Annotated in this window: 10 protein-coding genes; 9 read left to right on the forward strand and 1 reads right to left on the reverse strand. The window is 28.0% G+C overall.

What is annotated here, in order from left to right; translation table 11 throughout:
- The first annotated feature begins 60 nt into the window (after nt 1-60).
- The 6 genes from H1R17_RS09830 to H1R17_RS09855 all read left to right on the forward strand — a co-directional run bounded on the left by H1R17_RS09830 (nt 61) and on the right by H1R17_RS09855 (nt 7295).
- Nucleotides 61-687 carry a response regulator gene (locus H1R17_RS09830; protein ID WP_163432666.1) on the forward strand — a complete coding sequence of 209 codons (627 nt, stop codon included), beginning with the start codon at nt 61-63 and terminating at the stop codon, nt 685-687.
- 189 nt (nt 688-876) lie between these two features.
- Nucleotides 877-1119, forward strand: a complete 243-nt coding sequence (locus H1R17_RS09835) for a hypothetical protein (RefSeq protein WP_163432667.1) — start codon at nt 877-879, stop codon at nt 1117-1119.
- A 61-nt stretch (nt 1120-1180) separates the two neighbouring features.
- Nucleotides 1181-2452: a protein-disulfide reductase DsbD domain-containing protein gene (locus H1R17_RS09840; protein WP_163432668.1), complete on the forward strand. Its 1272-nt coding sequence runs from the start codon at nt 1181-1183 to the stop codon at nt 2450-2452.
- Nucleotides 2453-2484: 32 nt separating this feature from the next.
- Entirely contained in the window at nt 2485-4050 is a 1566-nt protein-coding gene (locus H1R17_RS09845) for a vitamin K epoxide reductase family protein (RefSeq protein WP_163432669.1), read from the forward strand.
- The gene (locus H1R17_RS09850; RefSeq protein WP_163432670.1) at nt 4043-6253 is read left to right on the forward strand and encodes a peptidase domain-containing ABC transporter; all 2211 of its coding nucleotides are present in this window, start codon (nt 4043-4045) and stop codon (nt 6251-6253) included. Before H1R17_RS09845 ends, H1R17_RS09850 begins: the two co-directional genes overlap by 8 nt.
- 1 nt (nt 6254) lies before the next feature.
- Nucleotides 6255-7295: an HlyD family efflux transporter periplasmic adaptor subunit gene (locus H1R17_RS09855; RefSeq protein ID WP_317164268.1), complete on the forward strand. Its 1041-nt coding sequence runs from the start codon at nt 6255-6257 to the stop codon at nt 7293-7295.
- A 291-nt stretch (nt 7296-7586) separates the two neighbouring features.
- On the opposite strand, the gene H1R17_RS09860 is transcribed toward H1R17_RS09855, so the two are convergent.
- Nucleotides 7587-8213: a response regulator transcription factor gene (locus H1R17_RS09860; protein ID WP_163432671.1), complete on the reverse strand. Its 627-nt coding sequence runs from the start codon at nt 8211-8213 to the stop codon at nt 7587-7589.
- Nucleotides 8214-8341: 128 nt separating this feature from the next.
- On the opposite strand from H1R17_RS09860, the gene H1R17_RS09865 reads away from it, so the two are divergent.
- The 3 genes from H1R17_RS09865 to H1R17_RS09875 all read left to right on the forward strand — a co-directional run bounded on the left by H1R17_RS09865 (nt 8342) and on the right by H1R17_RS09875 (nt 11907).
- Nucleotides 8342-9058 carry a LytTR family DNA-binding domain-containing protein gene (locus tag H1R17_RS09865; protein ID WP_163432672.1) on the forward strand — a complete coding sequence of 239 codons (717 nt, stop codon included), beginning with the start codon at nt 8342-8344 and terminating at the stop codon, nt 9056-9058.
- Between the two features lie 342 nt (nt 9059-9400).
- Nucleotides 9401-9796 carry a hypothetical protein gene (locus tag H1R17_RS09870; protein WP_163432673.1) on the forward strand — a complete coding sequence of 132 codons (396 nt, stop codon included), beginning with the start codon at nt 9401-9403 and terminating at the stop codon, nt 9794-9796.
- Between the two features lie 113 nt (nt 9797-9909).
- Nucleotides 9910-11907 carry a sensor histidine kinase gene (locus H1R17_RS09875; RefSeq protein ID WP_163432674.1) on the forward strand — a complete coding sequence of 666 codons (1998 nt, stop codon included), beginning with the start codon at nt 9910-9912 and terminating at the stop codon, nt 11905-11907.
- Nucleotides 11908-11975 lie beyond the last annotated feature (68 nt).

The following is an 11975-nucleotide window of genomic DNA, read 5'->3' on the forward strand; positions in this document are numbered from 1 at the left end:
TTATTTGAAAGAAATCTTTTTCCTTTGTAAGGTAAAGGATTTTTTAAGTTTTCTATACAGATGAATATATTATTGCTTGATGATCATGAATTGATTGTAGAAGGTTATATTGCTATATTAGATGATACTTCTAATAACTTTACTAAATTGTATTCTTGTAAACAATTATACCATACTTTGCTAGAAGGATTTAAGCCAGATATTGCTATTCTTGACTATAATGTACCATCTTACCCTGAACAGAATATGTACTCAGGAGCGGATTGCGCTGTTTTTATAAAAGAATATGTACCAAGATGCAAAATTATATTGATTACGGCACAAGAAGAAGCTACCGTTCTTTATAAAATTTATAAAAAAACAAATGCTGATGCACTTATTACTAAGTCTGATTTTAAATCTGAAGATTTAAGGAATATTGTAAACGAAATTATTCCAACTCCTTATTTAAGCACTAGAGTACTTAATGCTTTGAATGAAATTAGAGGTAAAAACTCTTTACTAAGCGTAACAAATATGGAAATATTAATGTATTTAGCACAAGGTTTTAAGGTTAACCAAATTAGTGATTTTGTTGAATTAAGTACACCTGCTATTCAAAAGAGGGTTAATAAAATGTTACAAGAATTTGAAGTTGCTGACTCGCAAAAATTAGTGTTGTTTTGTAAACAACAGAACTTACTTTAAATGGTTTTTTTAACATTTGGTATTTATGTAGAACCTGAAATTATAATTTTGATATGAAAATTTTTACCTGAATTAATTTTAGCATACGTTTGAAATGAAAACTTTAAAATATTGAAAGATTCAAGTGCACATGATTCAAGTACATAGCAAGTTTTCAAATAATAATTGTTTAATGAAATTTTTTTAATTATGAAAGAATCATTTATGAATTTAGAAGGTATTAAATCTCTATCTAACCAAGAACAAAAAAATATATTTGGTGGAACTGATAGGGTATGGACTTTAACTTGCAAAGATGGAACTCAGTTTTGCTTAAACCCTAATGGAGTGTCACAACAAACTATGGTTAATATGTGTAGTAATTATGGGGGATATTTAAAACAATCTATGGAGCCTGTTGCAAATTCAGTTGGTTTAATGCCAAATCCTTAATTTTTTTGAGAACTCTGTCAAGCAGGGTTCTCGTTTTTACAAAATGTTTTTTATCTATTAAATGAAAACAATAAAAAAAATTGTTCAAGTATTTTTCTTTTTTTATTTCCTTTTTAATTATACATATTCACATAGCCAAATAATTGATCCAGTAAATTGGAATTGCGAAGTAAAAGTAATTGACAAAAAAAATGTTAAACTTATTTTCAATGTTGAATTAGAAGAAGGATGGCACTTGTATACAACAAAAAGTGAAATAGGTGGAGGTGAACCATTAAAATTATCATTTGAAAATTTAGAGAACAACTATAAGTTAAATGGTGATATTGTTGAATTGAACACCCAAAGTGAATTTAGTGATATTTTTGAGGTCACTGAAATTTTTTTTTCCACAAATGGAACCATTGAACAGTCCGTTATACTAGAAAATGATAATTTAGAAACTATACAAGTAGCAATAAATTATCAAGTATGCAAAGATGCTTGTATTCAAGATTTAAAATTATTTGAATTTAATCTTAAAAATAGATCTGTAAAAATAGTATCCCAATTCTCACAAGATAAAGCAAAAATAAAAAAAGTAGAAGAAAACATCAATAGCAAACCTAGACGTTTTTTTTTGTTAGAATTGGTATTCATTGTTTTATTATTAATAACCTATTCTTTTAATTGCTTTTCAGATAAAAGGAATATTTTTAAACTATTTGTATTTGTAGCCATAAATGCATTGGTGATTTTTTTGAATTTTAAGTTGCAAGTTTCATTAGTTTTCGTTATAATTACAATAATTATAGTAACCTTTATTTTAATATTTCATATTATACTTTTGATAAAATATAATAAAAAAGTTTTGGATAAAGGTGATGCTTTTTTTATTGGTGGAATAGTCATAATAATGACTGTTTCTAATTCAATTTATGAAACAGGTAGATTTGGATGGTTAGAGTCTTTTTATTATTTTGTACCATTGGTATTTTCTACTATTTTAGGAAAATTTTTGTCTAGTAAAAAATATATTTTAGATAAAAGAACTCAGGTAATTATAACTGTTTTTTTATACATAGTATTATTACTTTATATTTTGAAATTATTGAATATTTTCATGCCAAATATGAGTTTAGACAACAAGCAGATTATCAATTCGTTATTAATAGTTTCTCTTTTATTTGCTGTTTCAATTGTACTTAATTTCGTAAAATTAGTTAATACTGATGAAAATAGAGTTAGAGTAAGTGAACTATTCTTAGCTCTTATTTTACTAATATTTGCAATATATTTGTTACCAAGCTTATGGGGAGCACCTGTTACTAAATTTAATTTTTTATTGAACTAAGAAAGTAAATAAAAATTATTAAATTAATGTTAATGGAGAACCTTGTAATTAAATACTTACAAAACAATAATTATCATCAGAATGTTATTAATAACTTCAAAGAAAATTATTTTTCTCATCCAAACTATCCAAGTTTATTCTCAGTTACTGACAGTTTAGGATTTTTAGGTATTGAAAATTTTGCAGTTTCTGTACCAAAAGAACATTTTAGAAAACTGCCTGAAATATTTATAGCTTCTGTTCTTTTAGATAATAAAACAGAGTTTGTTTTGATTAAAAAAAAGGAAAAAGACATCTCATATGAAAATCAAAATGGACAAATATTAAACATATCTTTTGATGAGTTTAAGATTTTTTGGGACGGAGTTATTTTGGTTATTGAAGAGAATGAAACAAAAGAAAATTCTGATTCTTCATTTAGAAGAAATAAAATGATTCGCTTTATAATTCCTTTGATTTTATTATTCTTTGTGGGATTTTTGAATCTGATAGATACACAAATGCTTTTTTTGAATTACATAACATTTTTGTTACTTTCAATGATAGGGCTTATGTTATCATTTTTTATAATTCAAGAATCTTTGGGAGAAGTAAATCCTTTTGTTTCTAAAATCTGTAATAGTTCAAATAAAAATATAGCTTGTGATTTTGTTGTAAAATCAAAAGAAAGTAAGTTTTTTTTCGCGATCAATTTTTCTGATTTACCAATTGTTTTCTTTCTTTCAAATTTGTTACTGATTTCTTTAAAACCATCTTTTTTTATACAGATAGGTTTTTCCTCTCTTCTGTCTGTGCCTGTAATTATATATTCTATTTATTTGCAGAAATTCAAAGTAAGAAAATGGTGTGTTTTATGCTTAGGAGTATCCGTTATTTTATTATTACAAGCAATGTTTTTTCTTATTTCATACAAACAAATAACTTGGAATATTTATAATTACTCGCAGTATTTTATAATTACTATTATAATTTGGTTGATATGGAAAGCAGTTGAAAAAGCTCTTGTCAATAAAAATAAAATGGTTTCAAAAAACACAATATTATCCCGATTCAAACGAAAATTCGAGGTATTTGAATTTCTATTAAATAATAATTCCGTTAGTGAAGACATTCAAACATTGAATGGAATTATTATAAACAAGCAACTAAACCCGATTAAGCTAAGATTATTTCTAAGTCCGAGTTGCGGACATTGTTACACAATTTATAAAGAAGGAATAAAACTTGCAAAAAAATACCCTGAAAAAATTACTATAGAGATATTGTTCAATGTAAATATCCAAAATACAGAAAATCCTTTTATCTCTGTCGTTGAAAGTTTACATGAAATATTCATATCTAAAAAAGAAGACATTTTAAATACTCTTGACGATTGGTATCTTAAAGAAATGACATTAGAAAATTGGCTTAGAAAATGGAAACAAACACAAATTTCAACAACAACAAGAACAGAATTAGAAAAGCAACATCTATTTTGTGTTGAAAATGATTTAAGATATACTCCTATAATTATTTTAGGAAAAAATATGTATCCAGATGATTTTGTGTTGGAAGAACTAAAATATTTTATTTCAGATTTGGAAGAAAAAAATGGCTAAAAAGTTTCCTCATTATAAGCAAGCGGACGTTAAAGACTGTGGACCGACTTGTCTTAAAATAATAACTAAACATTATAATAAAAGTTTAAATATTCAAACCTTGCGAGAATTATCAGAGACTACTCGTGAAGGGAGTAATCTTTTGACTTTAAGTGAAGCGGCAGAAAAAATAGGCTTCCGTACATTAGGTGTTAAGCTATCTTTAGAAAAACTTCTAGAGGCTCCTTTTCCTTGCATTCTCCATTGGAACAAAAATCATTATGTGGTTTTATATAAAATTAAAAGCCGAAAATCGAAAATTGAAAAGCTTTATATTTCTGATCCTGCTTTTGGTTTATTGGAGTATACACAAGAAGAATTTTTAAAATTTTGGATAGGTAATAATGCAGATGAAAATACAGAAGAAGGTATCGCTCTATTGTTAGAACCAACACCAGTATTTTACAAACAAGATTCTTACAATGAAGAAAAGAAAGAATATAGTATAATTTATCTATCCAAATATTTAATACGTTATAAATCTTTTATTGCACAATTGGTTATTGGTTTGTTGGCTGGAAGTATTTTGCAGTTAATCTTTCCGTTTCTAACCCAGAGCATTGTAGATGTGGGTATTCAGAACCAAAATATTCACTTTATTTGGTTAGTGCTTATCGCACAGCTTTTTTTATTTTTTGGAAAAACAGCTTTAGAGTTTTTTAGGAGCTGGATTATGTTACATCTTTCGACACGAATTAACATCTCATTAATTTCAGATTTCTTTATTAAATTGATGAACCTTCCTATTTCATTTTTCGATGTGCGAATGACAGGGGATATTATGCAACGAATTAATGACCATAGCCGGATAGAAAGGATCTTGACTACTTCTTCGTTGAATGTTTTATTTTCGTTTGTGAATATGCTCATCATGGGAGGAATTCTAGCATATTATAATTTGCAAATATTTACTGTTTTTTTTATAGGAAGCTTCCTATATTTTGGTTGGATACTGATTTTTCTTAAGCGCAGGGAAACATTGGATTATAAGCGATTCTCTGAAATAAGTCAGGAACAAAGCAAAGTAATGGAGCTGATCAACGGAATGCAGGAAATTAAGCTTCATAATGCAGAAAAACAAAAACGCTGGGGTTGGGAATATGTACAGGCACGATTGTTTAAAGTTTCTATGCAAGGATTGGTTTTGGAGCAAACCCAAAGTATAGGTTCTAATTTCATAAATGAATTAAAAAATATACTCATTGTTTTTCTATCAGCAAAACTAGTTATAGATGGTGAAATTACCTTAGGGATGATGATGGCAATATCATCTATTGTAGGAAACCTGAACGGTCCAATAATTCAATTGATTGAATTTGTAAGAGAATTACAAGATGCTAAAATATCGTTAGCTCGCTTGGGAGAGATTCACGACAAAGAAGATGAAGTACAAAACGAAGATGAAACAATTAAAGACATTCCTAAAAAAGCAAACATTACTCTTAAAAATATATCTTTTCGATACACTGGTTCTGATCAAATTGTATTAAAAGACTTGAATTTAACCATTCCTGCTAACAAAATTACAGCAATAGTAGGTACTAGTGGTAGTGGAAAAACCACTCTTATGAAAATGCTCTTAAAATTTTACGAACCGATTGAAGGAATTGTTAATTATGACCAATTAGACTTAAAAAATATCTCGCAAAAAACTTGGAGGGCTCATATTGGTTCAGTAATGCAAGAAGGCTACATATTTAACGATACTCTGGCAAATAATATTGCTATTGGTGTTGATATAATTGATAAAGAACGATTACGATATGCTTCAGATGTAGCTAATATAAAAGATTATGTAGACAGTCTGCCTTTAGGCTTTAATACAAAAATTGGAATGGAGGGAATAGGAATGAGTACTGGGCAAAAGCAACGTCTTTTAATTGCAAGAGCAGTTTATAAAAACCCTGAAATGTTATTTTTTGACGAGGCAACTAGTGCTTTAGATGCCAATAACGAAAAAGAAATTATGGAAAAACTAAATGTTTTTTATAAAAACAAAACGGTTGTGGTAATTGCACATAGGTTAAGTACTGTAATGAATGCAGACCAAATTGTTGTTTTAGATAAAGGAAAAATAATAGAACAGGGAACACATATGGAATTAGTAGCTTTAAAAGGGAATTATTACGAATTGGTTAAAAATCAACTACAATTGGGAAATTAATATGTCAGACGAAAGAGAAATAGAGCTAAGAAGCGAAGAAGTACAAGATATATTAACCCGTGTCCCTCATTGGATGATTCGTTGGGGAAATGTCATCATTCTTATTATAATATTGTTTATTTTATTTTTTTCTTGGTTCATTAAATATCCCGATATTGTTAGTACTCAAGTAACAATAACAACACAAATTCCTCCTGAAAAATTGGTAGCAAAAAGTTCAGGAAGAATTGAAAAGATATTTATTAAAGATAGAGATTCGGTTGCTAATAATACTCCTTTAGCTGTAATAGAGAATCCTGCCAGTTATAAAGATGTATTTTTTTTAAAGGAACTTATTGATAGTATTAATACAACTAATGAAACCTTTGTTTTTTCTATAGATGAGTTACCACCTTTAAATCTCGGTTCTATTGAAAGTGCTTATAGTGTTTTTGAAAAAGATTATATGGCTTATAGATTAAATAAGGATTTGGATCCTTATCAAATTGATATAAATGCTAACAATGTTGAAAGCTCTCATCAAAATGAAAGGTTAGTTTTATTAGTAGAGCAAAAGGAAATAGGACAAAAAGAATTACTATTAAAAAAACAAGAACTTGACAGAAATAAAAAGCTTTATGATAAGGGAGTGATTTCAACACAAGAATGGGAGCTAAAAAATATTGAATATTTACAACAAGAAAAGAATATAAATAGTCTGAACTCTCAAATTTCACAGTTGCGCTCTTCGTCAAATGATTTAAATCGGAACAAAAGAAGTAATTTAGTCAATAAATCTAAAGATGATGTTAGTTTGTTGCGAAATGTAATACTTTCCTTTAATCAACTAAAAAAAGCAATAACAGAATGGGAACTGGCTTATGTACTTCGCTCTTCTATTTCTGGGCAAGTATCTTTTATGCAGATTTGGACTGAAAATCAAACTATAAATGCAGGTGAAAATGCTTTTGTAATATTACCTAAAATCCAATCTGATTTTTTAGGTAAAATTAAAGCTCCTATTTTAAACTCTGGAAAAATTAAAGTGGGGCAAGCCAGTTAACATCCGCTTAATAAATTATCCAGATCGTGAATTTGGACTTTTAAAAGGAAAAATTAAATCTATTTCGCTGACACCTGATAAGGAAAATAATTTACTAATAGATGTTATTTTACCTGAAGGATTGCAAACATCCTACAAAAAACAAATTGTATTTCAACAAGAAATGTCAGGTACAGCAGATATTATTACTGAGGATTTAAGATTAATAGAGCGTTTGTTATATCAATTTAGAGATCTATTTAGTAGACAAACCGATAGTAAAAGATTATAAATTTAGCTATCAAAATGTTTTTACAATAGATTATCCTTTTTCAAGATTTGTATTAGCTCATGATAGTCATTTACATTAAAGTCTTGAAGCATTTTAGTTATTTTCTTCTGAATTCCACTTTGGCTTAAATTAATGAATTGAGACAACTGACTTGATTTGAAACCTTGTGACAAGTACAAAAGTATTTCTCTGCTATTACTATCTAGTAGCGTATTTTTTCTAGTTATTTTTGTAAAGGCTTCTTTTACTTTTGGTGAATAATAAGGTGCTTTTGTAGCAGTATTCAGTAATTCATTAATTAGTTCTTGATTAAAGTCTATTTTTGAAATAATAGCATACGGATTTACTTTCTTATTCATTTCATAAAGAAAAACAGCTTCATCATGAGCAGTAACTAAAATAATCTTACAATTAGGTTGTGCTTGTTGAAGTAAAAGAGCACAATCAGAACCATTAAACAAACTTGCAGCATTGTACGGTGGCAAATTATAATCTATTAAAGCAATGTCTACAAGAGTATCAGTAAATAACCAGTTGTAGAACTCTTCACAGTTTGAAACTTTATAAAAACTGTTCATTTCTGGCTGAAGATACAAAGCATACCCATCAAGTGTCATTAAATGATCGTCAAGTAGTAATATATTCATACTAGTTTAAGCAAAAGATAATTTATTCTGCAACTAATTTAGCGAAAAATAATTTAACAAAGTGGGTACCTACGCTACACGGTTAATATTTTTAAAGTATATAATTTTGATGAGTCTATATTTTAGGGGTGCAATATTCTTTTGTTGTTATTGGAAATCAAGAAGTTGAAGGGCTGAGGTTAGAGGAGATTTCTTCTTTTTATCCTCAATATCGTTATTATGGTACTTTTCCAAATGAAAAGAAAACAATTGAGAGTATTTTAAAATTGAAGCCTCACTTGGTTTTTTTTAATGTGGCTTCAGAATATGCTGATAATGCCATAACATTTACTGTTTTAAGTGAAATGTTGCAATATTTGAAATGTGTCCCTTATTTTATCGCATTACACAATAGTCCAATTTATTCTTTAGAAGCAATCCAAAGCGGGTTCTCAGATTACTTAGTCTGTACTGACATACATTCTTTGAGTTTATCGTTGGCGAAGTTTGAAAAAAGAATGCCAATTCCAATTCAGCAGAGTTTATGCATTAGATCTTATAGTGATTACCAGATTTTAAAGTTTAATGATATCGTTTATTTAAAAGCAGATAATAACAGTACAGACTTTAAAATGATTAATGGTAAAACGATAACTGCATACAAAACATTGAAATACTACGAAGAAACACTTCCTGTTAATTTTGTCCGAATACACAAAAGCTATATTGTAAATATTCATTACGTTTCGAGGATCGTTTTTAGTAAATCAAAATGTTTTTTAAATTTTAATGAACAACTTCCCTTTTCGAACTCTTATCGAGTAATAGTTGAAAATATTCTTGTTCAGAATGGAATCGAACTATAGATAAGATTAGTGATATTCAAATATGAAATTTCTCCATTTTTACAAAATTCTACCAATATTCGAATTTGAGATTTTAAAAATACGGCTTTTCACCATGTAAATTATTCTTAATCCTAACAGACTAAGGTTGTCCACATGATATACCTTTAAAATCACTGTTAAGTAGTTGTTTTTCAATTTCTTTGTTAAACACAAAAGGTAGTAATTCAAAGTAGTTATTACTAAAAAAAATAAGAAGTTCAAGAAAGAACATTTTTTGTTGTGTATGAATCATGCATGGTTCAAACTTGCTTGTAGAAACTGCAGATATACAGGCTTTTCCAACATTTAATTTATTTAAAAATGAAAAAGCAATTTTTTGTAATGGCATTATTATGCCTATCTGCAACATTTGTTTCATGTTCTAACGACGATGAAACTAAATATGAAATCGAAAAACAAGAGGAATTTCAAATAAAGCAATTACAAGCTCAGAAAGATACACCTCAAACAAAGTCTACATCTTCTACAAATAGTGATGATCCTGAATCAGGAGGAGAAAATCCAAATGAAGACGAAAATAATCCAGAAAGCGGAATTGATCCTGGAAGTGGTACAAATCCGGGGACGGGAGTGGGTATTACTCCAGGAACTGGAACTGGAACAACACCAAATACAGGAATAGGTACAACACCAGGTACTGGTAATGGAGATGATGATGATGTTCATATAAAACCTACTAAACCGATAAAACCTTAAGTTAAAAAGAAACCTTAAAAAAAAGGTTTCTTTTTTTATGTTTTAAGATATAGTTCGTTAATTTGTTTCGCAAGGGATTGTTATTTTTAGATACCGTTAAAATTTTTTTTTAAATGAAATTTTTATTTTTTTTAATATTATTAGGTTCTCTGTTAATTGGATGTAGCAAAAAATCTGATCAAAATAGTTTAAAAGGTTTCTGGGATAGTTTCGAAATGGCAACTGATAAGGATAAATGGTTAGATCATTATTATTCAAATTTACAAGAAAATGTAAATAAGAAAGACTATACTACAGAGCTTTTAAATGTTGCATTAGCATATAAAGAGCTTGGTAATGTTCAAAAAAATTACAATATACTTCACAAGGTCAATAAATTAGCTAAAAAACAAGGAAATCTAAGCCAATTAGGACTTGTTAATAGGTATTTAGGTGATTATTTTGAATCAATTGAAGTATTAGATAGTTCTTTTTATTATTATACCAAGGCCGAGAAATATTATAGTGATATTGAGTCTGAGCGAGTTGAATTTGCTAGAGTAATTTTATATAAAGCAGATGTTTTGTATGATATGGGCATTACAACAGAAAGTGAGGTGGAAACAGTAAGAGCATTGTCTATTTTATCACAAAATAAGGATCATAGATTGACATATGAAGCTACTGTAAAAATGACTTTAATTCTTAAAGAACTAAATGGCTTTGCTAGTGCAAAAAAATATTATGATAAAATTCCAGAACTTTTAAGTATTCTTGAACAAGAGGGATATGATAAAGAAAATATTGATAGGGACTGGTTATCTTATTACAATAACATTGGTGGGTATTATGATAAAATGGAAGATTTTGAAAAAGCACAATCTTATTATAAGTTAGCTTTACAAAAGCCATATGTTGAAAACCATGCAAAGCTTCATGCAATGATTCTAAATAACTATGCAAATAGTTTGATTAATAGTAATGTAGATGATTTAAAAATTGATTCTTTATTAAAGAAATCGCTACTAATTAGAGAAGAACTAAATCATCAACAAGGAATAATTGCCAGTAGGGTACGTATGTCGGAATATTATTTAAAGAAAAAAGATACCGTACAATCGTTAAGAAATATGAAGCAGGCATATAAATTAGCTGTTGAAACAAATAGTAATTCAGATGTATTGAGGATTTTGAAATTTTTAGCAGAAAATGAAAAAGAAGAGAAAAATTATTATTTAAATAAATACGTTATAGTAAAGGATAGTTTGTATGAAGTAGAAAAGTCAACTCGAAACAAATTTGCTCGAATTGCTTATGAAACAGACGAAATTGAAAAAGAAAATACTATTTTGATTAAACGAACACTTTATTATGGGGTAAGTGCTATTATCTTTTTGTTACTTATACTTATATTATTTATTATCTACCGTTTAAAACTTCGAAATAGAAAGTTAGAGTATCAAAAGAAAGAGCAAGATAATGTACAAAGAATTCAAGAATTACTTTTTGAACAACAGATTGCCTCAGAGCATGCTAAAAATGAAGAAAGAGCTAGAATAGCAAGAGATTTACACGATTCTGTTGTAAACCGAATTTTCACAACGCGTCTTAATCTTGAAAAAATAGCTACAGAAGATATTGAATCCAAAAGTAAAGTAATAAATGAACTACTAAAAAGCGAGCAACAAATTAGAGATATATCTCACGATATACATGATAATCTATTTCATCAAAAACAAAGTTTTTCCTCTGTTTTAGAAGAATTGGTACTTTCTCAATCCAATAGTTTTAACACCGTTTTTAAATGTTCGGTTGATGCTCAGATTGATTGGTCTGTGTTAACAATTCAGCAAAAAACACAACTATTTTTAATTTTACAAGAATTGTTACAAAATGTAAATAAGCATTCTAAGGCTTCAAATTGTTTTGTTTTTTTTATTAAAAATGAAGAAGGCATCCTTTTGAAAGTTCATGATGATGGAGTTGGTTTCAATTTTAATGTAAAGCCTAATGGTTTAGGTTTAAAAAGCATTCAAATAAGAACAAAAAAATTGGAAGGTATTTTTGAAATAAAGAGATTAAATAATGTGACTATATCAATTTTACAGATTCCATTTAAAATAATTAATTAATTATTTAACATTTCGGGTAGCTCAGCTACCTAAAATCATAAATGTTAGTGAGAAATTTTTATTTTTGT

The organism is Flavobacterium sp. xlx-214 (genome assembly GCF_013874595.1).
Taxonomy (GTDB): domain Bacteria; phylum Bacteroidota; class Bacteroidia; order Flavobacteriales; family Flavobacteriaceae; genus Flavobacterium.

Coding starts and splice junctions, on each gene's coding strand:
- H1R17_RS09860 (WP_163432671.1), bottom strand. CDS start 8,213: ATGAATATATTACTACTTGACGATCATTTAATGACACTTGATGGGTAT.
- H1R17_RS09845 (WP_163432669.1), top strand. CDS start 2,485: ATGGAGAACCTTGTAATTAAATACTTACAAAACAATAATTATCATCAG.
- H1R17_RS09835 (WP_163432667.1), top strand. CDS start 877: ATGAAAGAATCATTTATGAATTTAGAAGGTATTAAATCTCTATCTAAC.
- H1R17_RS09840 (WP_163432668.1), top strand. CDS start 1,181: ATGAAAACAATAAAAAAAATTGTTCAAGTATTTTTCTTTTTTTATTTC.
- H1R17_RS09870 (WP_163432673.1), top strand. CDS start 9,401: ATGAAAAAGCAATTTTTTGTAATGGCATTATTATGCCTATCTGCAACA.
- H1R17_RS09875 (WP_163432674.1), top strand. CDS start 9,910: ATGAAATTTTTATTTTTTTTAATATTATTAGGTTCTCTGTTAATTGGA.
- H1R17_RS09850 (WP_163432670.1), top strand. CDS start 4,043: ATGGCTAAAAAGTTTCCTCATTATAAGCAAGCGGACGTTAAAGACTGT.
- H1R17_RS09855 (WP_317164268.1), top strand. CDS start 6,255: ATGTCAGACGAAAGAGAAATAGAGCTAAGAAGCGAAGAAGTACAAGAT.
- H1R17_RS09830 (WP_163432666.1), top strand. CDS start 61: ATGAATATATTATTGCTTGATGATCATGAATTGATTGTAGAAGGTTAT.